At 58.4% G+C, this 23,415-nt stretch carries 26 protein-coding genes; 13 read left to right on the top strand and 13 right to left on the bottom strand.

The genetic code is table 11. The features are described from left to right. Positions 1-57: 57 nt before the first annotated feature. The gene (locus GOX75_RS07740) at positions 58-1,641 is read right to left on the bottom strand and encodes a bifunctional UDP-sugar hydrolase/5'-nucleotidase (RefSeq protein ID WP_171122009.1); all 1,584 of its coding nucleotides are present in this window, start codon (positions 1,639-1,641) and stop codon (positions 58-60) included. 108 nt (positions 1,642-1,749) lie between these two features. Between GOX75_RS07740 and GOX75_RS07735 the strand changes: the two genes are divergently transcribed. The 4 genes from GOX75_RS07735 to arsC are packed head-to-tail and all read left to right on the top strand — an operon-like array spanning position 1,750 to position 3,909. Then, the gene (locus tag GOX75_RS07735) at positions 1,750-2,088 is read left to right on the top strand and encodes a DUF952 domain-containing protein (protein ID WP_171122008.1); all 339 of its coding nucleotides are present in this window, start codon (positions 1,750-1,752) and stop codon (positions 2,086-2,088) included. Further along, positions 2,085-2,516 (top strand): DUF1330 domain-containing protein, encoded by a 432-nt coding sequence (locus GOX75_RS07730; RefSeq protein ID WP_171122007.1) that lies wholly within the window; start codon positions 2,085-2,087, stop codon positions 2,514-2,516. Before GOX75_RS07735 ends, GOX75_RS07730 begins: the two co-directional genes overlap by 4 nt. After that, positions 2,513-3,571: a quinone-dependent dihydroorotate dehydrogenase gene (locus GOX75_RS07725; protein ID WP_171122006.1), complete on the top strand. Its 1,059-nt coding sequence runs from the start codon at positions 2,513-2,515 to the stop codon at positions 3,569-3,571. The genes GOX75_RS07730 and GOX75_RS07725 overlap by 4 nt, the downstream gene beginning before the upstream one ends. Continuing rightward, entirely contained in the window at positions 3,568-3,909 is a 342-nt protein-coding gene (gene arsC, locus GOX75_RS07720) for an arsenate reductase (glutaredoxin) (protein ID WP_171122005.1), read from the top strand. Before GOX75_RS07725 ends, arsC begins: the two co-directional genes overlap by 4 nt. Here the strand turns inward: arsC and GOX75_RS07715 are convergent. The 3 genes from GOX75_RS07715 to GOX75_RS07705 are packed head-to-tail and all read right to left on the bottom strand — an operon-like array spanning position 3,906 to position 6,165. Beyond that, complete coding sequence (locus GOX75_RS07715) at positions 3,906-5,222, bottom strand: MATE family efflux transporter (protein ID WP_171122004.1); 1,317 nt, start codon at positions 5,220-5,222, stop codon at positions 3,906-3,908. The two genes, arsC and GOX75_RS07715, sit on opposite strands and share 4 nt — an antisense overlap. 5 nt (positions 5,223-5,227) lie before the next feature. Next, a complete protein-coding gene (locus GOX75_RS07710) occupies positions 5,228-5,746 on the bottom strand; it encodes a PaaI family thioesterase (RefSeq protein ID WP_171122003.1) in 519 nt (172 codons plus the stop codon). Beyond that, positions 5,746-6,165 carry a PaaI family thioesterase gene (locus tag GOX75_RS07705; RefSeq protein ID WP_171122002.1) on the bottom strand — a complete coding sequence of 140 codons (420 nt, stop codon included), beginning with the start codon at positions 6,163-6,165 and terminating at the stop codon, positions 5,746-5,748. The genes GOX75_RS07710 and GOX75_RS07705 overlap by 1 nt, the downstream gene beginning before the upstream one ends. 113 nt (positions 6,166-6,278) lie before the next feature. Between GOX75_RS07705 and GOX75_RS07700 the strand changes: the two genes are divergently transcribed. From GOX75_RS07700 to GOX75_RS07665, 8 genes are all read left to right on the top strand, one after another. Continuing rightward, positions 6,279-6,647: a MerR family DNA-binding transcriptional regulator gene (locus GOX75_RS07700; RefSeq protein ID WP_171122001.1), complete on the top strand. Its 369-nt coding sequence runs from the start codon at positions 6,279-6,281 to the stop codon at positions 6,645-6,647. A 305-nt stretch (positions 6,648-6,952) separates the two neighbouring features. Continuing rightward, entirely contained in the window at positions 6,953-7,354 is a 402-nt protein-coding gene (locus tag GOX75_RS07695; protein ID WP_171122000.1) for a MerR family DNA-binding transcriptional regulator, read from the top strand. Between the two features lie 51 nt (positions 7,355-7,405). Further along, complete coding sequence (locus GOX75_RS07690; RefSeq protein WP_171121999.1) at positions 7,406-9,187, top strand: acyl-CoA dehydrogenase C-terminal domain-containing protein; 1,782 nt, start codon at positions 7,406-7,408, stop codon at positions 9,185-9,187. Between the two features lie 54 nt (positions 9,188-9,241). Beyond that, positions 9,242-9,454, top strand: a complete 213-nt coding sequence (locus GOX75_RS07685; protein WP_171121998.1) for a hypothetical protein — start codon at positions 9,242-9,244, stop codon at positions 9,452-9,454. Positions 9,455-9,604: 150 nt separating this feature from the next. Next, the gene (locus GOX75_RS07680) at positions 9,605-10,243 is read left to right on the top strand and encodes a glutathione S-transferase family protein (RefSeq protein ID WP_171121997.1); all 639 of its coding nucleotides are present in this window, start codon (positions 9,605-9,607) and stop codon (positions 10,241-10,243) included. A 12-nt stretch (positions 10,244-10,255) separates the two neighbouring features. Continuing rightward, positions 10,256-11,467 (top strand): acetyl-CoA C-acetyltransferase, encoded by a 1,212-nt coding sequence (locus GOX75_RS07675; RefSeq protein ID WP_171121996.1) that lies wholly within the window; start codon positions 10,256-10,258, stop codon positions 11,465-11,467. Continuing rightward, positions 11,467-11,952: a cupin domain-containing protein gene (locus tag GOX75_RS07670; RefSeq protein ID WP_171121995.1), complete on the top strand. Its 486-nt coding sequence runs from the start codon at positions 11,467-11,469 to the stop codon at positions 11,950-11,952. The genes GOX75_RS07675 and GOX75_RS07670 overlap by 1 nt, the downstream gene beginning before the upstream one ends. Beyond that, positions 11,949-14,150 (top strand): 3-hydroxyacyl-CoA dehydrogenase NAD-binding domain-containing protein, encoded by a 2,202-nt coding sequence (locus tag GOX75_RS07665; protein WP_171121994.1) that lies wholly within the window; start codon positions 11,949-11,951, stop codon positions 14,148-14,150. The genes GOX75_RS07670 and GOX75_RS07665 overlap by 4 nt, the downstream gene beginning before the upstream one ends. Before the next feature lie 114 nt (positions 14,151-14,264). On the opposite strand, the gene GOX75_RS07660 is transcribed toward GOX75_RS07665, so the two are convergent. Then, complete coding sequence (locus GOX75_RS07660; RefSeq protein WP_171121993.1) at positions 14,265-14,921, bottom strand: sulfotransferase family 2 domain-containing protein; 657 nt, start codon at positions 14,919-14,921, stop codon at positions 14,265-14,267. Then, the gene (locus tag GOX75_RS07655; RefSeq protein ID WP_171121992.1) at positions 14,918-15,853 is read right to left on the bottom strand and encodes a DMT family transporter; all 936 of its coding nucleotides are present in this window, start codon (positions 15,851-15,853) and stop codon (positions 14,918-14,920) included. The genes GOX75_RS07660 and GOX75_RS07655 overlap by 4 nt, the downstream gene beginning before the upstream one ends. A 149-nt stretch (positions 15,854-16,002) precedes the next feature. On the opposite strand from GOX75_RS07655, the gene GOX75_RS07650 reads away from it, so the two are divergent. Continuing rightward, positions 16,003-17,016, top strand: a complete 1,014-nt coding sequence (locus GOX75_RS07650; RefSeq protein ID WP_171121991.1) for a hypothetical protein — start codon at positions 16,003-16,005, stop codon at positions 17,014-17,016. A gap of 5 nt (positions 17,017-17,021) precedes the next feature. Here GOX75_RS07650 and upp read toward each other — a convergent pair whose 3' ends face one another. The 7 genes from upp to GOX75_RS07615 all read right to left on the bottom strand — a co-directional run bounded on the left by upp (position 17,022) and on the right by GOX75_RS07615 (position 23,413). Next, positions 17,022-17,654 (bottom strand): uracil phosphoribosyltransferase, encoded by a 633-nt coding sequence (gene upp / locus GOX75_RS07645; protein WP_171121990.1) that lies wholly within the window; start codon positions 17,652-17,654, stop codon positions 17,022-17,024. Beyond that, positions 17,651-18,637: an adenosine deaminase gene (locus tag GOX75_RS07640; protein ID WP_171121989.1), complete on the bottom strand. Its 987-nt coding sequence runs from the start codon at positions 18,635-18,637 to the stop codon at positions 17,651-17,653. The genes upp and GOX75_RS07640 overlap by 4 nt, the downstream gene beginning before the upstream one ends. Then, a complete protein-coding gene (locus GOX75_RS07635) occupies positions 18,634-19,845 on the bottom strand; it encodes a phosphopentomutase (protein ID WP_171121988.1) in 1,212 nt (403 codons plus the stop codon). The genes GOX75_RS07640 and GOX75_RS07635 overlap by 4 nt, the downstream gene beginning before the upstream one ends. Continuing rightward, positions 19,842-21,149: a thymidine phosphorylase gene (locus tag GOX75_RS07630; RefSeq protein WP_171122339.1), complete on the bottom strand. Its 1,308-nt coding sequence runs from the start codon at positions 21,147-21,149 to the stop codon at positions 19,842-19,844. The genes GOX75_RS07635 and GOX75_RS07630 overlap by 4 nt, the downstream gene beginning before the upstream one ends. 4 nt (positions 21,150-21,153) lie before the next feature. After that, positions 21,154-21,546 (bottom strand): cytidine deaminase, encoded by a 393-nt coding sequence (locus GOX75_RS07625; RefSeq protein WP_171121987.1) that lies wholly within the window; start codon positions 21,544-21,546, stop codon positions 21,154-21,156. Positions 21,547-21,648: 102 nt separating this feature from the next. Continuing rightward, positions 21,649-22,746: a cupin domain-containing protein gene (locus GOX75_RS07620; RefSeq protein ID WP_171121986.1), complete on the bottom strand. Its 1,098-nt coding sequence runs from the start codon at positions 22,744-22,746 to the stop codon at positions 21,649-21,651. After that, entirely contained in the window at positions 22,715-23,413 is a 699-nt protein-coding gene (locus GOX75_RS07615) for a hypothetical protein (RefSeq protein ID WP_171121985.1), read from the bottom strand. The genes GOX75_RS07620 and GOX75_RS07615 overlap by 32 nt, the downstream gene beginning before the upstream one ends. Positions 23,414-23,415 lie beyond the last annotated feature (2 nt).

Raw genomic sequence — 23,415 nt, 5'->3', positions numbered from 1 at the left:
GAAACAAAAAAAGGCCGCATCGACTGATGCGGCCTGATTTTTGTTATCTAATTCGCGTTACTTCTGCTTGATGCGACCATCCAGATAAGGCGTGTAAGGCGCGTTTTCTGCAAGGTATTCCGCCGTCACATCAGCCAAGTCCGGGCCAAAGTCGTAGGCATTCTTGTCGTCACCTTCGAACATGCTGTATCCGTCGCCGCCATTGCGGACATAGTTGTTCGTGACAACCAAATAGGTCGCGGCGGGGTCAATGGGCTTAAAGCCGTCGCCGTCGGCCACCATGACTTCGGTGATGCGGCCTTCGTTCGGTGCCACTGACGGGTCCCATGTGAAGGTCATGCCCGCCACCTGCGGGAAGCGGCCCTTGACCTCTTCGACTTGGCTGACGCCGTTTTCCAAAGCATCAATCACGCCCTGGCCGCTGATCTCAAAGGTCGAAAGCGTGTTCTGGAACGGCAGAACCGTCAACACTTCGCCCATGGTCACATCGCCCGAGTCGATTGAGGCCCGTAGACCACCCGAATTGGCAATCGCGATTTGAGCGCCCTGATCCGCGACCCGCGCCAACATCGCGTCGGCGACAAGGTTGCCCATTTGGCATTCCTGAACGCGGCAAACATCGCGGTTTCCTTCAATCGCTTCAGCGGAACTGGCGACCACACGCTGTTTCATTTCCTCGATCGGGGCGCCCATCTCGGCAACACGCGCGGCGATATCGGGGTCCGGAGTTACCGAGGCATCCAGCAGGATTGGCTCACCTTCTGCAGATACAAGGTTTCCGTCATCATCAAAGGTCAGCGTAACCTCGCCGAGATACTTGGAATAGGCATAGGCCTGAACGACCGGAACGTCGCCGACCATCACGGGATAAGACCCAGCCGCGCCCTCTTGCGTGTTGGACAAAAGCGTATGGGAGTGCCCGCCCACGACTAGATCCAGCCCCGGAACTTTTTCGGCAATCTCGATATCCTTGGCCAAACCCACATGGGTCAGGGCGATGACGATATTCACACCCTCGGCCTTCAGCGCCTCGACATCGGCGGTCAGGCTTTCGATTTCGTCCTGAAACACGACATCCTTGCCGGGGCTTGAGGTTTCCACCGTGTCCGTCGCCAGTGCTGAGACGATCCCGATTTTCTGGCCGCCCAGCTCGAGGACAACATGCCCATCAACGCGATCTTTCAGCTCCGCTGAAGACGACAGGTCCAGATTTCCCGAGATTACGGGAAAACTGACAACGTCAACAAATGCAGCCAGACCTTCGGGGCCGTCGTCAAATTCGTGGTTTCCAACCGCCATGACATCATAGCCGATTGCTTCCATGAACTCAGCTTCCGCAGCGCCCTTATAGGTCGTATAGAACAGCGAACCTTGGAAGGGGTCACCGGCATCCAGCAAAAGATAGTTTTCGCCGCTCAGCGCATCGCGACGGGCGTCCACGATCGTTTTCAACCGTGCGACCCCGCCAAAGCATTTGCCTTCTGCTTCATCCTCGGCATCGCAAGTTGAATCATATTTGTTGATGGACTCGATGCGGCTGTGGATGTCGTTGGTGTGCAGGATCGTCAGCTTGTATTCGGCCAACGCCATGCCTGCGGTCAGGCCCAAAACAGCGGCCGAAGCCAGGAAACGGGTCAACATATTGAAACTCCCTATTGTTATTGGGCGTGATGGTGCGCTCTGCTGTTCAAAGAGTCAAAGGGGGAAATCCATCTTGATTCTAGCCGTCGCGCGGGGCATCACGAGCCCATGCTGATTTACAAGATTTTTCGGGCCGATGAATGGGCCGCGTTGCAGTCCAACGGCGAATCCGATGGCGCTCCGATCGACGTTTCGGATGGGTATGTTCATTTCTCGACCGCGACGCAGGCTGCTGAAACCGCGACCAAGCACTTTGCGGGTGTCACAGGGCTGACCTTGTTGGCCTGCGATGCGGGCGCGATGGGGGGCGACTTGAAATGGGAGGTGTCGCGGGGCGGCGCTTTGTTCCCCCATCTATACCGCAAAATCCGCATGACGGACGTTGTCTGGTCGCGCCCCCTGCCGTTTGATGGACATGCGCACCAATTCCCCAAGGAGATGGAATGACAACCTATATCGACCCCGAGCGCGCGCAATTCGAGGCGTTCAAGACCCTCGACCGCGACCATCCGATCGAGATGCTGAATCTTGTGAAGTTCCGGGCCAAGGCCCAATACCCTGACGGGCATGATCTGGCGAAGGCTGACTTGACCGGTGCACAGGCATATCGAAACTACGGAACCGAAACCGCGCCGATCATCGCACGTTTGGGGACATCCATACTGTGGCGCGGCGCGTTCCAGACAACCCTGATCGGCCCCAGCGACGAAAGTTGGGATGCCGTATTCATTGCCCGGTATCCTTCTGCACATGCCTTCCTTGAGATGGTTACGGACCTGACCTATCAAAAGGCGGTTGTGCACCGCCAGGCAGCGGTTGAAACCTCCCGCCTGATCCGCTGCGCCCCGGTACAGGGCGGAGAGTCGTTTGGATGAAACTGACCGAGAAAATTGGCCTTGCCGCCCTTCACCGGATGGACCCGGAAGCCGCCCATGGACTGTCGATCAAAGCCCTGAAGGCTGGGCTGGCCCCGGCACCGGGACCGATTACGTCGCCAAGGCTGCGCACAACAGTTGCAGGGCTTGACCTGCCGAATCCCGTCGGATTGGCCGCCGGTTTCGACAAGAACGGAGAGGTTCTTGCCCCGCTGTCCCGTGCCGGCTTTGGGTTTATCGAAGTCGGCGCAGTCACGCCGCGCCCCCAGCCCGGCAACCCGAAGCCGCGCCTGTTTCGCCTGACCGAAGACAGGGCAGCCATCAACCGGTTCGGCTTTAACAACGAAGGCATGGAGGTTATGGCAGGCCGTCTGGCGCAGCGCCCCAAGGAAGCTGTAATCGGCCTGAACCTTGGTGCGAACAAAGACAGCGACGACCGACCGGGCGATTTTGCCAAGGTGCTGGCGCATTGCGCCCCGCATCTGGATTTTGCCACGGTGAACGTGTCCTCTCCCAACACTGAAAAGCTTAGGGATTTGCAGGGTAAAGCTGCGCTGACTGCCTTGTTGAGCGGCGTGATTGAAACCCGTGACGCACTGGCACGTCCTTTGCCGATTTTCCTGAAGATTGCCCCGGACCTGACCGAAGACGAACTTCTGGATATTGCCGACGTGGCCCGCGAAACAGGTGTAGACGCCGTAATCGCCACCAATACGACACTGTCGCGCGACGGCCTGAGCAGCCCTCATAAGTCCGAGGCTGGTGGTCTTTCCGGCGCGCCGCTGTTTGAAAAATCCACCCGCGTTCTGGCACAGTTGAGCAAGCTGACAGACGGGCAGGTTCCGTTGATCGGCGTCGGCGGCATCAGCTCGGCCGAGCAGGCCTATGCAAAGATTTGCGCCGGGGCGTCGGCCGTTCAGTTCTATACGGCCATGGTATTCGGCGGCATTTCCCTTGCCTCTGACATTGCGCAGAGGTTGGACAATCTATTGGCCCGCGATGGGTTTGAAGCTGTTGCGCAGGCCGTTGGCAGCAAACGAGAGGATTGGCTGTGATCGAATATTGGCACAACCCGCGCTGTTCTAAGTCCCGAGCCGGGCTTGCTCTGCTAGAGGAAAACGGCGCAAAGGTTGAAATCCGCAAGTATCTGGATGATGCGCCTTCGGCAGAAGAAATCCGCGCCACCCTGCAAAGCTTAGGTACTCCTGCCATCGAAATGATGCGGACCGGCGAAAAGCGTTTCAAGGAACTGGGCCTGTCCAAGACAACGCCCGAGGATGACTTGATTGTAGCGATGGCTGCCAATCCGATCCTGATCGAACGCCCTGTGGCGATATCAGGCGGCAAGGCGGTTATTGGTCGGCCTTCTGAAAATCTGCTGACCTTGCTCTAGGCGATCTGGGCTTCCAGTCTGGGGTATCGCCATCCCAACGTGACGCCCCGGGCAATGTTCAGCACCATCAGGGCCGCCCATAACCCGTGATTGCCCAGCCACGGGACAAGGACAAACAGCGCCACGACATAAATCGCGACGGATTGGATCATCGCCTGCCGCATTGCACGAGTCCACGTGGCGCCGATGTAGATACCGTCGAACATCCAGCTTGCCACGCCGATCACTGGGGCCAATGCTGCCCAGGCCAGATACTCTCGTGCGGCAACCCGCACTTCAGCCGAGGTGGACATAACGTCGATCAACGCAGGTCCGGCCAAAAAGAACACTGCCCCCAGCACAAAGGCTCCGCCCACGCCCCAGAGCGACGCCATAACCGAGGCCTGCCGCACCTGATACCGATCCCTAGCGCCAACCGCCCCCCCGACAAGGGCCTCGGCAGAAAACGCGAACCCGTCCAGGGCAAACGCTGTGATTTCGAGAAATTGCAACAAGACCTGATTGGCCGCCAGGTTGACGTCGCCCAGATCTGATCCGACAAACAGAAAGGTCGTAAACGAGCCGGTCAAAAGGACCGAACGGATCATGATATCCCTGTTCACCTGCATCATGCGGCGCAGGCGGGCGGGATCGAATATTCGCGGCCAGTCGCGCCATTGATTGCCACCAAACGCGCTGCGGCACAGCCAGAGGCCCAAAGCCAGACCCGTCCATTCAGCGATCAATGTCGCAATCGCAACACCTTCGACGCCCCAGCCAAGTCCCAGCACAAACCAAAGGTCCAGCACGATATTCAAGCCGTTCATCCAGATCTGCAGGATGAACACCCCTTTTGTCCGTTCGATCGCGATCAGCCAGCCGGTCACCGCATAAAGCGCAATTGTCGCCGGAGCCCCCCAGATTCGAATTTCCAGATAGTCGCGCGTTAGTGCCTCAACTTCGGGGCTGGCTGGCGACAGGGCAAACGCGCCCCAGAACACCCAGATTTGCGTCAGGACAAAAAACAGCCCCGCCGTACCGCCCAAAAGCAGCCCCCGCATCAAAAGAGCGCCAGTTTCGGCCGTGTCCCCTGCCCCGCGTGCCTGTGCTGCCAAACCTGTGGTTCCCATACGCAGGAACCCGAAAATCCAATAAATCGCGGACAGGATGACGGCGCCCATACCGACGGCCCCGATTGGCGCGGCCTGGCCCATTTGTCCGACAACACCAGTATCCACGGCCCCCAAAATGGGAACTGTGGCATTCGACAGCACAATGGGTACCGCAATCTTCAGCACCCGCTTATGCGTTATGGGTGCCGAAGCATCCTGCACAGCCGTCACTCTTTGGTGGTCGGTGGTTGTGGCATTAGAAAATGCCCTGTGGCCTGCGCATAGGGGCGCGCGTGATTGTCCTGCCACGCCTCAACCCGCACCGAAGCATATCGCCGACCTGAACGGCTGACGAAGGCCCGGGCATATGCATCGCGTGGCAAGCCGGACCGCAGATAGTCAACAGTGAAATCCACCGTTTTGGGGAACCGCACCGTGTCATCCTTGAAGATATCTTCTGCATCCAGTTCACCGCTTTCGATCCGGGGAAAGAAAAACTCCCAACTCAGGGTGATTACTGCCGTCACTTCAAGAAAGGCCGCTGTGACTCCACCATGCAAAGCTGGCAGAAAAGGGTTTCCGATCAGCTTTTCGTCGAAGTTCAACACGCCGGTCAGTTCATCCCCGCGCCGGTCAAATCCGATATTGAGAAACCGGATATAGGGCACACCATCAACGATAGCGTTCAAAGCCGCATCGCGTCGTTGCTTTACGACTTGCATGGGCTCAGGACGGGTACGTGCCATTACAGCCCCTCCACGGTGAAAGACCCGGATGCCGTCGCCACAGGCAGATCCTGATCATCGTCCATTGCAGTTGCTCGGACAAAGGCGACGTTGCGGGTGATATGATAGCAGGTCGCGCGGGTCGTGATGCTCTGCCCCGGTGTCGCGGCGCGCATGTAGTCAATCCGCAGGTCGATCGTGGCGGTTCCCCCGGGGGCGGCGGGGTGGCTCATGACAGCGGCCCCGCAACAGGTGTCCAAAACGGCAAAGACCGCCCCCCCGTGGATCACACCTGTCCGCGGATCGCCAACCAGTTGTTCGCTGTACGGCATGGTGATTTCAGCCTCGCCGCTGTCGATTTTGGTCAGGTGCATTCCCAGCGCCTTGGCATGCGGAATCGCCTCGATGAACTGGCGCGCAATCGTCGCATTGTCGACCATGTACTTGTGTCCTCTTGGTTTCTCCCTTTATGAGCGAGGGGCAGGCAAAAGAGCAAGCCTGCCTGTTGCGCTTGCATGCGGCAGGCCATAGGTTGTCCCAGAGGAGATCAGGAATGTCCGACGATCGTTTGTCATTCAAAGAGATGTGCGCCGAGTTCGATGTAACCCCGCGTACCCTGCGCTACTATGAGTATATCGAGTTGCTGCAACCCGAACGGGAAGGCAGGTCGCGGTTCTATGGCCCTCGGGAATGTGCCCGGATGACGCTGATCATGCGGGGGCGGAAATACGGCTTTCCTTTGGAAGACATTCGCCAGTGGCTGTTGATCTACGAAGATCAGGGGAATCAGGCCCAAATGAAGGCCTTCGTTGAATTGGCCGACCAGCAGCTAGTCGAGCTGGAAAAGCAACGACAGCAACTGGATGAGGCGGTCGACGCGTTGCAGAGCATGCGTGATCAAACCGCCAGTTCGCTAGAATAATCAAGGGGCGGCAGGCGCTGCGCCGATTCCCCTCTTCACGGTGTCACCCTAAGGGACCGGCCATTTTCAAATTCGCCGGATCGCCGTGTCCTGCCGCCGCAAATCAGCACAACCTCATCTGTCAGGAATTGTGACGTCACGTTCGTTTGATCTTGGCGCCCAAGGTGCTTGACGTAAACGGATGTTACGTCAACTTATAAGTGACGTAGCGTTTGCATTACGTAAACTACACCTCCGTGTTGTAAGACGCGCATCGACTGCGCAACTAACTATTGAAAACGCCAGTGATCAAGAGTGCTGAACCCATGACCGAAGATCTGATAACCATTCGTGAAATGTGCGAGACGTATGACGTCACGCCACGCACATTGCGCTTTTACGAGGCAAAAGAACTTTTGTTTCCGATCCGTGAAGGGCAGAAACGCCTGTTCACCAAACGCGACCGGGCACGCCTGAAGCTTATCCTTCGCGGGAAACGCTTTGGGTTCAGCCTGGAGGAAATTCGGCAACTGCTGGATCTCTACCACGTCGGCGATCAGCAGATGACCCAGATGACCCGCACGCTTGAGATCGCGCGGGAACGTTTGGTGGACTTGGAATCCCGCCGGGACGAACTGGACCAGGCGATCAGCGAAATGAAAGAGCAGTTGCGCTGGGGCGAAAAAGTCATCGCCTCGATGAAGAACGAGAAAAACGCCGCCGAGTAACCCTGGCGGTCTCTAATCACCCGGACATCTGAATATTAAAGGGAGCTTCAAATGCCCGTCTATAACGCGCCCACCAAAGACATGCAGTTCATCCTGCACGAAGTGCTTAACATTTCGGGGTCGGACATCCCCGGATACAACGAACTGGACACCGAATTCACCGGTGCCGTGCTGGAAGAAGCAGGAAAGATTGCTTCGAACGTTCTGCATCCGCTGAACACCGTTGGCGACACCGAAGGCTGCCGCCTTGAAAACGGCATCGTTTACACACCGACCGGCTTCAAGGACGCGTTCGAGCAGATGAAAGAAGGTGGTTGGACCGGCCTAGATATGCCCGAGGAATTCGGCGGTCAGAACATGCCTTATGTGATGGGTACTGCCGTGGGCGAGATGTTCTCGGCCTCGAACCAGGCGTTCACCATGTATCAAGGTCTAACCCACGGTGCGGCTTCGGCCATTCTGGCGCACGGCACCGACGAACAGAAAGCCACCTATCTGCCCAACATGGTAAGCTGTGAATGGACCGGCACCATGAACCTGACGGAACCGCATTGCGGCACCGACCTGGGCCTGATGCGCACCAAGGCCGAGCCCCAAGATGACGGCTCATACAAGATTTCGGGTCAAAAGATCTTTATCTCGTCCGGCGATCACGACATGGCCGACAACATCATCCATCTGGTGCTGGCCAAGGTTCCCGGCGGCCCCGAGGGCATCAAGGGTGTTTCGCTATTCATCGTTCCCAAGTTCATGGCGAACGAAGATGGCTCGCTAGGCGAACGCAACGGCGTTTCGGTCGGCAAGATCGAAGAGAAAATGGGCATCCACGGCAACTCGACCTGTGTGATGAACTATGACGAAGCCAAGGGCTTTTTGCTGGGCGACCTGAACAAAGGTATGCGCGCTATGTTCACCATGATGAACGAAGCGCGTCTGGGTGTGGGTATGCAGGGCCTGTCGCAGGCCGAGGCCGCGTATCAGAACGCTTTGGAATACGCCAAGGACCGCCTGCAGGGCCGTGACGTAACCGGCGTGAAAAACCCAGATGGTCCCGCAGACCCGCTGATCGTCCACCCCGACGTCCGCCGCAACTTGATGGATCAGAAAAGTTTCACCGAAGGCGCACGGGCATTCATCCTGTGGGGTGCCACGCTGATCGACCAGGCGCACCGCTCGGAAGACAAGGACGCGGACGGCCTGATCTCGCTGCTGACGCCGGTCATCAAGGGCTTCCTGACCGATCAGGGCTATGACATGACCGTTCAGGCCCAGCAGATTTACGGCGGCCACGGCTACATCGAAGAATGGGGCATGTCGCAATATACCCGCGACGCGCGGATCGCCATGATCTACGAAGGTGCAAACGGCGTTCAGGCACTTGACCTTGTGGGCCGCAAACTGGCCACCGATGGCGGCAAGCACGTCATGGCATTCTTCGAGATCGTCAAGAATTTCTGCAAGGTAAACGGCGGCCAGAACGAAGCCTTCGACAAAGCGTTCATTGAACCGCTCAAGGCGGCTTCGAAGGACTTGCAGGCCGCTGGCATGTATTTCATGCAGAACGGTGCCAAGAACCCCAACCACGCGCTGGCCGGGTCGAACGACTTCATGCACATGTTCGGCCATGTCTGCCTAGGCCTGATGTGGGCGCAAATGGCAAAAGCGTCTTATGCAGCCCTTGACGGCGCAGCCTCGGATACCGAGTTCTACGAGACCAAGATTGCCACCGGCCAGTTCTACATGGCGCGTCGCCTGCCGGCCACCGGCCTGCATCTGGCACGTATCCAGACCGGCGCCGACACAGTCATGGCACTGGAGGCGGCAAACTTCTGATCCTTACCTGGTTCCGGGGGCGACCCCGGAGCCAGTTCCTCGGGAGGGAAAGACATGCCGAAACGATTTCGTTTAACCCGCCGGTTTCCGGTCGCAATGACCGAAGACGGATACCGCAAGCTTAGGGGGTTCGCCCGCGAAGCAGGCTTGGACGAAGGCGAAGCGCTGTCTTTCCTTTTTGAAAACTTCAACAGCGTCATTGATCAGGACAACCTGACCCACCGACTCCGGGTTTTCAATTCCGAGCTAGAGGCGCGCAAGCGTTGAACCAAAAGCAAACAGAACCCGGAAAACCGCGTATTTTCAACAAGAAGAAACTTGCGCAATAGACCGCAACGTCATTCATGAATGACAGGTTCTTGCTGCTAAAGATACGCGTGAAAAACAGTCGATCAACGCCACGGGAGGGGCGCGACCATGACCATGAAACTATATTGCTTCGGCGCGAGCGGAAATTCCTACAAGGCGGCTCTGGCGCTTGAATTGTCCGGTCTGGATTGGGAGCCGATCGAGGTCGAATTCTTCAAGGGCGAGACACGGACCCCTGAATACCGCGACTACGTCAATGCGATGGGTGAAGCCCCGGTGTTGGTTGATGGTGATTTTCGCACCAGCCAGTCCGGCGCGATTCAGGCATATATCACTGAAAAAACCGGCAAATTCGGCGGCACAACGCATGAAGAGAAATACGAGGTTCTGCGTTGGGTTCTCTGGGACAACCATAAGTTCAGTTCGATGGCGGGTTTGACACGCTTCCTGATGAACTTCCTGCCCGCTGAACACCGCAACGCGGACGTTATTGCATTCAATCAAGGGCGTCTGAAATCGGCTTATCAAGTTCTTGACGCTCATCTGGATGGCCGCGACTGGATCGTTGGCAACGGTGTGACAAACGCCGATCTCAGTTGCTGCGGATATCTGTATTACCCCGAACCTTTCGGCTTTGACCGCGCCGAATGGCCCAATATCGACAAATGGCTGACGCGGCTGTCTGAACAGCCCGGTTGGCAACCACCCTATGACCTGATGCCCGGCCAAGCACCGGATCGAGCTTAAGGAGAGCTACTGATGACCGAAGCATATATCTATGACGCCCTGCGCACCCCGCGTGGCAAGGGCCGTAAGGATGGCAGTCTGCACGAGGTGACCTCGGTGCGACTGTCCGCCGTGACCCTGAACGCGCTGAAGGAGCGTAACAACCTTGAAGGCCACGCCGTTGAGGACGTGATCTGGGGCAACGCCACTCAGGCAATGGAACAAGGCGGCTGTCTGGCCCGGACTGCGGTTCTGGCGTCGGACCTGGATGAAAGCATCCCCGGCCTGTCGATCAACCGTTTCTGCGCATCGGGCATGGAGGCCGTGAACTTGGCGGCAAACCAGGTCAAAGGCGGTGCTGGTGACGGCTACATCGCCGGTGGCGTGGAAATGATGGGCCGCGTGCCCATGGGTTCCGACGGGGCAGCGATTGCCATTGACCCGACCGTGGCGATGGACACCTATTTCGTGCCGCAGGGGATTTCCTCGGACATCATCGCAACTGAATACGGGTTCAGCCGTGAACAAGCCGACCAGTTGGCGATGGAATCGCAGCGCCGTGCGGCGCAAGCCTGGGAAGAGAATCGGTTCGAGAAATCGGTGATCTCGGTCAAGGACCGCAACGGCCTGACCATTCTGGACCGCGACGAATACATGCGCCCCGGCACCGACATGCAGAGCTTGGGCAGCCTGAACCCCGCCTTTCAGATGATGGGTGAGCAGATGCCCGGTTTCGACAAGGTGGCGCTGCTGAAATACCCGCATCTGGAAAAGATCAACCACATCCACCATGCGGGCAACAGCTCGGGCATCGTGGACGGGGCCGCGGCTGTTCTGATCGGCAACAAGGAATTTGGTGAAAAGCACGGCCTGAAACCGCGCGCGCGCATCAAGGCCACCGCGAAGATCGGTCTGGACCCGACCATCATGCTGACCGGCCCCGTGCCGGTGACACAGAAAATTCTGGCTGACAGCGGCATGGCGATCTCGGACCTCGACCTGTTCGAGGTGAACGAAGCCTTTGCCTCGGTCGTGCTGCGCTTCCAGCAGGCGTTCGATGTCGACCCCGAACTGGTCAACGTCAACGGCGGCTCGATCGCTATGGGTCACCCGCTTGGCGCCACCGGTGCGATCATCATCGGCACCCTGCTGGACGAGTTGGAGCGCCAGGACAAAGAGACCGGTCTGGCGACGCTGTGCGTGGCCTCGGGCATGGGTGCAGCCACCATCATCGAGAGGGTGTAATGCCCAAGCTGGATCTCTCGCGGATCCCGTTTGTGGAGGGGTCGTCCTATCCCGGCAAACTGGCCGAGGCGACCGCAGGTCGTTTCGTCCAGCGACTGGGGGATGCGGGCGGTCTGACCCAATGCGGGGTCAACATCGTGCGGTTGGAACCGGCGGGGATGTCCTCGTTGCGGCACTACCACATGGAGCAGGACGAGTTTGCCATTGTGCTTTCCGGCACCTGCACCCTGATCGACGATGACGGTGAACATGAGATGCAGCCCGGTGACTGTGCGGCCTGGCCCGCAGGTGAGCCCAACGGCCACCACTTTGTGAACAAAACCGACGCGCCTGCGACCTTTCTGGTGGTGGGCACGCGGACCCCGACCGAGACCGCTTACTACAGCGACCTGGACATGATGGTGAAGGACGACGCAGATGGCGAATCCTTCACCCGGAAAGACGGCAGCCCCCTGACGGCTGACCAGATAGGAGACGACGGATGACCGAGTTTACCCTGACCAAAGACGCCGATGGCGTCGGTACAATCACCTGGGATGTTCCCGGCAAATCAATGAACGTGATGTCCTTTGACGGGCTGACACAACTGGATGCCTGCATTGATCAGGCGCTGGCTGACGATGAGGTCAAAGGCATAATCATCACTTCGGGCAAAGAGGGATCCTTTGCCGGTGGCATGGACCTGAACCTGCTGGCCGTGATGAAGGAACAGGCGGGTGATGACCCGGCCAAGGGCCTGTTCGAAGGCACGATGAACATGCACAAGCTGCTGCGCAAAATCGAGTTGGCTGGCATGGACCCCAAGACCAAAAAGGGCGGCAAGCCGATTGCGGCCGTTCTGCCCGGAACCGCCGCCGGTATTGGCATGGAACTTCCCCTGTCGACCCATCGCATCTTTGCCGGTGAAAGCCCCAAGGCAAAATACGGCCTGCCGGAAATTATGATCGGCATCTTCCCCGGCGCAGGCGGAACCACACGGATGGTCCGCAAGGTCGGCGCAATGGCTGCGGCTCCGCTGCTGCTGGAAGGCAAGATGTTGGACGCCAAGAAGGCCAAAAGCGCAGGCTATATCGACGAGATCGCAGCAGACCCGATGGCTGCAGCGAAAGAATGGGTTCTGAACGCCAAAGACGCCGATCTGGTCAAGCCGTGGGATGCCAAAGGTTATAAGATGCCCGGTGGCGCTCCGTTCAGCCCGGCTGGTTTCCCGAACTTCGTCGGTGCTGCCGCGATGGTGCATGGCAAGACGCAAGGCGCATTCCCTGCTGCCAAAGCCTTGTTGAGCGCGGTTTACGAAGGTGCGTTAGTTGATTTCGACACCGCGCTGAAGATCGAGGCCCGCTGGTTCACTACCGTACTGATGAACCCCTCTTCCGGCGCGATGATCCGCTCTTTGTTCCTGAACAAAGAGGCGCTGGACAAGGGTGCCGTGCGCCCCGCCGGTATCCCCGATCAGTCGGTCAAGAAGATCGGCGTTCTAGGTGCAGGCATGATGGGGGCCGGTATCGCCTTGGTATCTGCGCAAGCCGGGATGGAGGTTGTTCTGATCGACCGTGATCAGGCCGCCGCCGACAAGGGCAAGGCCTATACCGAAGCCTATCTGGACAAGGGCATGAAGCGCGGCAAAGTCACCGAGGACAAGAAAGTCGCCATGCTGGGCCAGATCACCGCGACCCCGGATCTGGATCAGCTGAAAGGCTGTGACCTGATCATCGAGGCCGTGTTTGAAGACCCCGCGGTCAAGGCCGACATGACCAAAAAGGTCGAGGCTATTATCCCCGAAGATTGCATCTTTGCGTCGAACACCTCGACCCTGCCGATCACCGATCTGGCCAAGGCAAGCGTGCGGCCCGAGCAGTTCATCGGCATCCACTTCTTCTCGCCGGTCGAGAAGATGTTCCTGGTCGAGATCATCAAAGGCAAGGAAACCGGGGATCGCGCAGTCGCCAAGGCGTTGGACTATGTGCGCCAAATCCGCAAGACGCCGATCGTGGTTAATGACGCGCGGTTCTTCTACTGCAACCGCTGTATCATTCCCTACCTGAACGAAGGTGCCCGCATGGTGACAGAAGGCGTCAGCCCCGTGCTGATCGACAACGCCGCACGCCAATTGGGCTTTCCTGTGGGGCCGATCACGCTCACTGATGAAACCTCGATTGATCTGGGGGCCAAGATTGCCCGCGCGACCAAGGCAGCGATGGGCAATGCCTACCCCGAAAGCCCGGCGGACGATCTGATGTTCTGGATGGAAGAACAGGGCCGTCTGGGGCGGAAGTCTAAATCCGGCTTCTTCGACTATGACGAAAAGGGCAAGCGCCTGGGTTATTGGAAAGGGATGCAAGACAAATACCCGCTGGCCGAGGATCAGCCCGACCTGATCGAGGTTCAAGAACGTCTGATGTTCGCCCAGGTTCTAGAAGCCGTCCGCGCGCTGGAGGAAGGCGTGGTAGAAGATATCCGCGAGGCCGATGTGGGTGCGATCCTGGCATGGGGCTTTGCACCTTGGTCCGGTGGCCCACTTAGCTGGGTAGATATCATTGGTGCCCCCTACGCCGCCGAGCGTTGCGACCAACTATCGGCTAAATATGGCGATCGCTTCGCCTGCCCGCCGCTGTTGCGTGAAATGGCTGAGAAGGGTCAGACCTTCTATGGCCGCTTCGACCCTGAAGCAAAAGCCGCCTAAATTAACAAAGCTGGCGCATGTCCTTATGCGCCAGCTTTTCCATTTTCTCGGAAGCCCGCGCAGACCACCCTGCATGGCTTCAAGTTTCGCCCCCAATTTTATTTGAATTCGTGATCAGTTCGGCGGGTCGAATTGATATCCGAACCTGTCGATATCTTCTGCGCAGGCACTGGCAATAGCGGAGGCTGTTCGGGCTGAGTAGTATTGCCTGTAGCCCTTGGAACGAACTGACGGATTCACACGCGGCAAATCGAACTGAAACCCAAGATGCGCAAACAATGGCGCTGCATCCTGTTCGAAATGTTCCAACCGAATATAGGCCCTGCAACACTCCTGCCCTTCTGCCGTGGTCATATATTGGCGTGCCGGGTAGTTTTGAAAGGACCGTAGTGTTGCCGGGTGCATAACGAAGTCTTCAAAAGACAGCGCCTTGGCCAGCGAGACTGCGGGATGATCAAAATCCTGATCCTGTAACCAGTGAAAATAGCTGACCATTCGGTCCCATGGGTTACGCACCAGCGTGAAGGTAAACATGTCCTTCAGGTCGTCGGCGGTCAGAACTCCGTCAATATCCGCAAGTGTCGAGTGTTTCCACAGCCGCCCGCGTGCGTTAAGCGACTTGGCCCGTTTGCGACGCCTTTTGGCTTTGGGAGTGTCCCCCAACAGAATGTCGTCTTTCATCGCACGCTGTTCCAGCGCCAGCGCAAGCGATGTCCCCCCCGTTTTGGGAATGTGGACAAAGACATAGCGCCGCCCTCGCGAGATAATCACGCCGCCACCTTTCGCGCCACTTCCCGCGAGGCGCGCCACCCCAACAATGCCCCAGCCGTGGCGATCAGACCAATTCCCACCGTCTGCAACATTCCGATTGTTTGACCGAAGGCGACCCATGCAAAAAGCGGTCCAAAGACCATAACCGAGTATTCAAAGACCGCGACATACGAGGGTTCCCCGATCTGGTATGACTTGATCAACATAAAGACGGCAATCGTGGACCCTCCGGCCTGCAACAGAATCCAAGGCACGGCGGGCGTCATATTAGGCTCCCAGCCTCGGGTCGCGAAGCCCTGCGGCCCGGCGACAGACTCAAGTGGAAACACCGACAGGGCCACAAGCCCGATTGCCCCGGCCACACCCAAAGTGATGACCATGGCCGCCAAAAGCGAGACGGTGCTTTCCTCGGAACAATGGCTGCGGGTGATTATTGCGCTCAGGGCGTAAAACAACCCTCCTGCGACAGGCAGCAAGCTTAGCGTGTCAAACTCATACGGATTCGGCTGCAAGACACACAAGATACCGCAAAACCCAAGGATGACAGCAAATATGCGCCACGGTCCGATGGTCTGCTTCAGCCACAAGGCGGAAATCAAAAGCACGAAGATCGGCGAAGTGAACAATCCGGCCAGCGCCTGCGCAATCGGCATCAGCGCAAGGGAAGAAAAGTAAAACAACATGGCTAGGGTGATCAGAACACTACGCAAAACAACCGGCCCCAGCCGTTTCGGGCGCAGGCTGCCCAGGCCCAGCAGCGACAGCCCGACAATCAACGGTAGCATCAGCAAAGAACGGCTCAGGTGGAACTGCCACAATCCAATCGTTTCAGCCAACAGCACCACCACATTGTCGATCACTCCGATAATTGCCATGGCGCTGATCATCAGCACCGACGCGAGTATTGGTGATGTCTGCGTTTCTGACTGCATCTGCCGCCCTGACACTGATCCCGGACGCGAAATTTTTCCCGCGCGTCGTGATATCCAGCACATTTCCCGATTAACGTGCAACAGGTTTGCGCCATTGGATTTTAGCGTGCTAAACTAAGTTCAAATAATAACGAGCAGACCTCACCTTGATGACGGCCCTGAAACAGTACCAGCGGATCGAAGCCACCGGTCTGTGGCGCCCCTCGCCCGATGTGCAACGGCGCGAGGTCGTGGTTTCGATTGGCGAAGCGACTCTGACAATTTCGGATTTCAATGACCGCGCCCTGACACATTGGTCACTGGCAGCGCTCGAGCGTCAAAACCCCGGCAGCTATCCGGCCATTTTCAACCCCGATGGCGACCCGGAAGAAACGCTGGAACTGGCGGAATCCGAAACCACCATGATTGAGGCCATCGACCGCCTGCAACGCGCAATCGACCGTGCGCGACCACATCCGGGGCGGCTGCGATGGTTGAGCGTTGCGGGCGTTGTCGGGGCCGTTCTTGCGCTTTTGCTGCTATGGGTGCCGGCCGCCCTGCAAAACCACGTTGTGTCTGTCGTGCCCGAGATCAAAAGGCAGGACATAGGCGACGCCATCCTGAGCCGGATTGAAAGGGTGTCAGGCCGCGCGTGCGCCTCTGCGGACGCGCAGGAGGCACTGGATCATCTAGCGACGCGGACGGGGGTGCGCAGCGTCGTGATCCTTCCTGCGGGCGTGCAAAGTAGCCTTAGCCTACCCGGAGGGATCATCCTTCTGAACCGCTCATTGGTTGAAGACCACGAAGACCCCTCGGTCGCGGCAGGGTACATCATCGCCGAACGCGCGAGGGCGGCGGCTCAGGATCCTTTGGATGACCTTCTGGACCGAACCGGAGTGCGCTCGGCCTTTCGCCTTCTCACGACTGGAGAACTGACCCCCGATATCGTCGATACGTATACCGAGCAGGTCTTGTCCGAGCCGCGCCCTACCTTGCCGGACGACGACCTGCTTGAGCTTTTCGCGCAAGTCGCTCTTCCCTCGACACCATATGCCTACGCGATGGATGTGACGGGCGAAACCGTTCTGGGCCTGATCGAAGCTGACCCGATGGCAGGACGACCTTTGCAACAGGTGCTGCCGGACCGCGATTGGGTCCGGCTTCAGAACATCTGCGGAGAGTAGACCGCTTATTTGGTTCCGAACATCCGATCCCCGGCGTCGCCAAGGCCCGGCATGATGTAGCCTTTGGAGTTCAGTTCGCGGTCCAGCGAGGCAGTCACGATGTGCACATCGGGGTGCGCCTCTTTCATACGCGCGACGCCCTCAGGGGCAGCCAACAGGCACAAGAACCGGATATCGTTGGCACCAGCCTCTTTCAGCAGGTCGATCGCAGCAGCCGAGCTGTTGCCCGTGGCCAGCATCGGGTCGACAGCGATGACAAGGCGGTCTTTCAAACCTTCGGGCGCTTTGAAATAGTACTGAACAGGTTTCAGCGTTTCTTCATCCCGGTACAGCCCCACAAACCCCACACGGGCCGAGGGGACCAGTTCCAACACACCATCCAGCATCCCGTTGCCAGCCCGCAGAATGGACACAAGCGCCATTTTCTTACCTGCGAGAATCGGGGCGTCCATCTCCTCCATCGGGGTTTCGATGTGCCGGGTGGTCAGAGGCAATTCGCGCGTGATCTCATAGGCCAGCAGCAGTGTAATCTCGCGTAGCAACTGCCGAAAAACGGCGGTCGATGTGCCCTTGTCCCGCATGAGCGTCAGTTTGTGCTGAACCAGCGGGTGGTCGACGACGGTCAGGTGTTCGCTCATGATCTCTCCAGTCTTTTCTTGACCCGCTCACGGGTCTCTTCATCGCAAAAGGCCGCAGTCAGGGCCGTTTCATTCAGGGCTGCAAAATCGTCGGCTGTCCAGCCGAAAGCTTTGGCCAGCATCTCATATTCGCGTCGCATTGTGGTATGGAAAAACGGGGGATCGTCGGTTGAAACCGTGACTTTGACACCAGCGTCGCGCAGATTTGCTATCGGGTGGGCTGCAAACTCGGGGAAAAGCCCCAGAACCACGTTCGAGCCGGGGCAGACCTCAAGCGTTACCTCGCGATCCACCAGTTCGTGTACAAGATCCGGGTCTTCGGACGCGCGAACCCCATGGCCGACACGCTCCACGCCCAGCTCCCGGATGGCGTCCCTGACGCTTTCAGGGCCGCCGAATTCCCCTGCATGTGTTGTCAAGCGCAGCCCGGCCTCGCGTGCGCAATCAAAGGCCCACTTGTAATCCCCCTGCGTGCCGACGGATTCGTTGCCGCCCATTCCAAAGCCGGTGATCCAGTGCCCCGCAGTTTCCGCAGCACACCGGGCGCTGACCTTGGCCTGCTCCGCCCCGAAATGGCGCACACAGGTGACAACACCGCGCAGAGTGATATCGTATTTTCGTTCGGCTTCATCAGCCGCGTCCTGAATGGCATTCAGATAGTCGCGCCAGGCGTGCAGGTCACCGCCGCCACAGAAATCCGGGCTTAGAAATGTTTCCGAATAGACGACCCCGTTCGCCGCGCTTTCTTCCAAGATCGCAAGCGTCAGCCGCCGAAAATCCTCGGGTGATTTCAGCACTTCGCAGGCGGCCTCATACACGCTGAGAAAATGCGCGAAGTCGCGGAAATCATAGCTGCCGTCCGGCTTGAAAATTCCACTTAGGTCGATGCGCTTTTCGTGCGCCAGCTGGCGAATAAAGGCAGGCGGGGCCGCGCCTTCGTGATGCAGATGCAGTTCGATCTTTGGCAGGTCTGCTACAGTCATAGAAAACTCCGTCCCGGCCCTTGGGCCGGAATGTTCAAATGGGTCGCAATGCTTGCGGCGATATCAGCGAAATTGACGGCTCCGATTTCACCCGCGCCCAGTCCGGCGATCAGCACCGGCACTTGTTCACGTGTGTGGTCCGTTCCGATCCAGCTTGGATCATTTCCGTGATCCGCGGTCAACAGCATCATATCTCCGGGGCGCAGGCGTGAAAGAAGGGCGCCAATCTCACGATCAAACCATTCCAACGCACGGGCATAGCCACTGATATCCCGTCGGTGGCCAAAAAGGCTGTCGAACTCGACGAAATTGGCGAAGGTCAGACTTCCCCCTTCGGCCTCGTCCACCAGATCGGACAGGTGCCCCATCAGTTCCGCATCCGAGCCCTTGCACAGCGTATCAATCCCCCGCATCGAGAAGATGTCGCCGATCTTGCCAACCGCATGAACCCGCCGCCCCGCGTCCTGCACCCAATTCGTCAGAACCGGCGCGGGCGGCAGGATGGCAAAGTCCTTGCGATTGGTTGTCCGCGTAAAGCCTGTGTCCGGTGAGCCGACGAAAGGACGGGCGATCACACGCCCAACTTTCATGTCGTGCAACCGAGGGGCAAGTGCGCGGCACATGTCCAACAGACGCTCAAGACCAAAACTTTCTTCATGGGCGGCGATCTGAAAGACGCTGTCTGCCGACGTATAGCAAATCGGCCAACCGGTTCGCATATGTTCGGCCCCCAATTCCGCGATGATCGCTGTGCCAGAGGCATGGCAATCGCCCAAAATCCCTTCTGTTCCAGCCGCTTGCGCGGCAGCACGGCTCAGATCATTGGGAAAGCTGGGAGTCGTGTCAGGAAAATAGTGCCAGTCCCACGGCACAGGCAGACCTGCCAATTCCCAATGCCCTGACGGTGTATCCTTGCCCCGCGAATGTTCACGCGCGCACCCCCAAAGACCGATTGGTTCGGCCTGCAATCCCGGCGTTTCATCGCCTGAGGCCAGCCGGGTGGCCGCCCCCAACCCCAAAGCGTCTAATTTTGGCACGCGCAGCGGACCAGACCGCCCCTCCTCGGCCCGCCCCTCGGCGCAGGCTTGCGCGATATGGGCCAGCGTGTTTGCCCCGGTATCCGGCATATCACCGTTAAAGAACCGATCCGCGTCCGGTGCCCCGCCAATGCCAACCGAATCCATGACGACCAGAAATGCACGGCTCATGCTGTGATCCTTTCGTGCACGATGCCCGGAAGCGACGGGCTTTCAGGGCCAAGACTGATCGCGTGCAAGACCGATTGCGCGGCTTGACGCGCTGCATCCTCACGGGCGGCGTGGATCACGGCCAGGGGCGCGCCCTTGTCAATCTTGTCGCCCAACCGGACGATTTCGGAAATACCGACAGCCGGATCGATCACGTCATCCTCGACCTGTCGGCCACCGCCCAGCGCAACAACGGCAAGGCCCAGCGCCTCGCCATCCATCGCCGTCACATATCCGCTGGAAGGTGCTGGAACCTCGAGAATAACGCTGGCTTCGGGCAAGTAACGCGACCAGTTTTCGACAAAGTGCAGTGGCCCACCAACTGCAGCCATCATGCGCCCGAACCGCTCTGCCGCGCGGCCATTGCGGATAACCTCAGAGACCTTGTCGCGCCCTTCATCCAGTGTTGAAACCATCCCGGCATCAACCAGCAGGACACCGCCCAACTCGGCCGAAATCTCGGCCAGAGGCGCATTCTGCCCACTGGTCAGAACCTTCATGACCTCACAGATTTCCAAGGCATTTCCCAATGCCGGGGCCAAGGGCTGGTTCATATCCGTAATCACGGCCGACGTCCGGCACCCAGCGGCATTGGCTGTCTCGGTCAATGCCGTGGCCAGATTGCGCGCGTCTTCATGCGTTTTCATGAACGCACCGCTGCCAACCTTGACGTCCAGTACCAGAGCATCCGGACTGGCCGCCAGTTTCTTGGACAGGATCGACGCTGTAATCAGATCAAGGCTTTCCACTGTCGCGGTAACATCACGGATCGCATAAAGCCGTTTGTCCGCCGGGGCGATCTGCCCCGTCGCGCCAACAATGGCCGCACCTTCATCGCGCAAAATCTGGGCCAGCCGATCCTGCCCGATTTGCGTTGAAACGCCGGGAATTGCTTCCAGCTTATCCAGGGTTCCCCCGGTATGGCCCAGCCCACGTCCCGAGATCATCGGAACATAAGCGCCCAACTCGGCCAGCGCCGGGGCCAGCACCAGACTGACGCTGTCGCCCACACCCCCGGTCGAGTGTTTGTCGATCACCGGTCCGTCGACATCCCATATCAGGACCTCGCCGCTGTCGCGCATTGCGACCGTCAGATCAGCCCGCCCCTGCGCACCCAGACCGCCCATGCAGACGGCCATGGCAAAGGCCCCGGCCTGCGCGTCACTAACCCCGCCATCCGCTAGACCCTGTGCAAACCAGTTCAGCTCGGCGGCCGTTGGAACCTCGGACCGGCGCAATTTTGCAATAATCGAGCGGGCATCCATGCGGTCAGACATTCTCCATGTGCGATGCGTCGAACGCGCCGGGTAACAGGTCACCGATCGTTGTCACCAACTCCGCGCCGTCCACGCTGGCCAATGTCACCTTGACGTCGCGCTTGCCGAATTCCGCCAGCTTTTGCCTGCATCCCCCGCAAGGCGGCACAGGCTGAGGGGACGAGGCCACAACATACACTTCGGTCAAGTCCTGTTCGCCCGCGGCGACCATTGCAGCGATCGCTCCGGCTTCGGCACAGGTTCCTTCGGGGTAGGCCACGTTTTCGACATTGCACCCGGCAAATACCTGACCCGAGGCCGACCGGATCGCCGCACCGACCTTGAATTTGGAGTAGGGCGCGTATGCGTTTTCCCGAACCGAAAGTGCTGTGTCTTTCAACGTCATGGCGATTCCCCAATTTTTGATCATCTGGTCAGAAACTAACACACTACCGGAAAGCACTCGGGGAATTGAAGCCCCAAGCGCAGATTTCCTGAACCAAATCGCTTAGTCCAGTATCGTCTTGAAGACACCCGGCAGCGTGACCTCCAACAGTTCGACGTCCTCTGACGGGTCGGCCAGTCGGGTAAGCATTCCGGGTGGGATGACAAAAGCATCCCCCTGCTCCAGCCGGTACGGATCGCGTCCTTCGCCCTCAAGGGTGACTTGGCCGTTCATGACAAATGTAAAGTAAATATCAGTATCGTGCGTTGCCCAAGCTGGTTCGCCCTGACCCTTGCGTACCACCTGCACCCCGGCCACACCCTTGGTGTTTTCGGCGATCGTTGTATCCCGGCAAACATAGCCCGGCAGCCGGAATGCCCCCCACTCCGCACCCGCGGCCTGGTTAAAGACGAACTTTTGGCCCTGCCATTCCCGATCGGGACGAAGGTGCGGAGTGGGAAGGGTCATGTCGTGATCAATCTCGGTGACATGCTCGGCTGGCACACCGATCTCGATTACCTGCACATTGTCCGACGCTTCGAGCACGCGATGACGGATTTCAGGCGGCTGGATAAAGCAATCGCCCGCCGTCAGGCGCATCTTGTCACCCTGATCCTCATAAACCACGTCCACCCAGCCGTGGATGCAGAAGATTAATTGGAACCCGACCTTGTGGAAATGCACCATGTCTGGCACCGGCCCACCATCCGGTATCCGGATATGGCTGGCGATGATCGACCCGCCCAAACGGTCAGGCACCAGATCGCGGTAATGCATCCCGGCACGTCCGATAATCCACGGCGCCTGATCCTTGAGCCGCCGCACCACAAATGAATGAACGGTATCCGGCATCACCATCGGAGGGTTGAGTTCATCAATCTCAACCCGCGTACCGTTCGGGGCGATCAAAGCGCGCTGACCATCAGCAAATCCGTCAGGATCATCCGTCAGAATACGCAGAGTGCCGGGACTTTCCGGTGCATCTTTTTCAATCCGAAGTCGCACCCCATGACCCGAGAAAACTGCGACACGTGGATCGTCAGCAGGATAAATCATGTCCATCCGCATCCCTAGAACCTTGGTGAAAAAGGGGATGTCGTCGCGCAATTCCTGCGTCGGCAGGCGAATCTCAGCGTGGATCTGGTTGGGGTTCTCGGTCATTTAAGGTCTCTTCGATTTCGGCTTTGGGCCATCCGATCAGAACAGCGGCCAGAATGCCAATCGAAAAGAACATCTCAAGCGTTTCTTCCAACACAAAGAACCGCACCATCATGACACCAGAAAAATCATGCCGGAACATGTACGACACTTCTTCCAGCCCTTGCGCCAAAACCGCAAAGAGCCCCGCCACCACAAACATCACCATAAACGATGCCCGACCGCGCAGCGCGCGCCACCCGTTCGGAATGCCGTGCCGGATCAAACCGAATAGAACAATCAGCCCCAAAACCACGCGAACGGCCGTGATATCAAGAACGGCATCCAGCCCGTTCAAAATCTCGAACGGCAAACTGCCGACGGGGTAGATGTCGGACTCAAGCTCTCGTTCCGCCAAAAGCAGGCAGACAAGACCGATATACATGCGACTTAGGCCCGGGAAACGGTAGAACGCAGCCAATCCAGCAGCAAAAAGCCCCATTGCGGAAACGGTCTCGATCAAACCGCCTTCCTGATTCAGGGTCGATGTCTGCACGGGCCATATAATACCCACGAGCAAAATCACTGCGCCCAATGCGATCGCACCCCAAAACGCAATTCGCTTGGCACCGAAGAGCATCTTTTCTGACGGAAATACACTTTCCGCCTGAAATTCGTCTTTATAGCTCATGA

The sequence above is a fragment of the Ruegeria sp. HKCCD7251 genome, from assembly GCF_013031165.1.
Taxonomy (GTDB): domain Bacteria; phylum Pseudomonadota; class Alphaproteobacteria; order Rhodobacterales; family Rhodobacteraceae; genus Ruegeria.
This window is presented reverse-complemented; position numbering and strand designations above follow the sequence as displayed.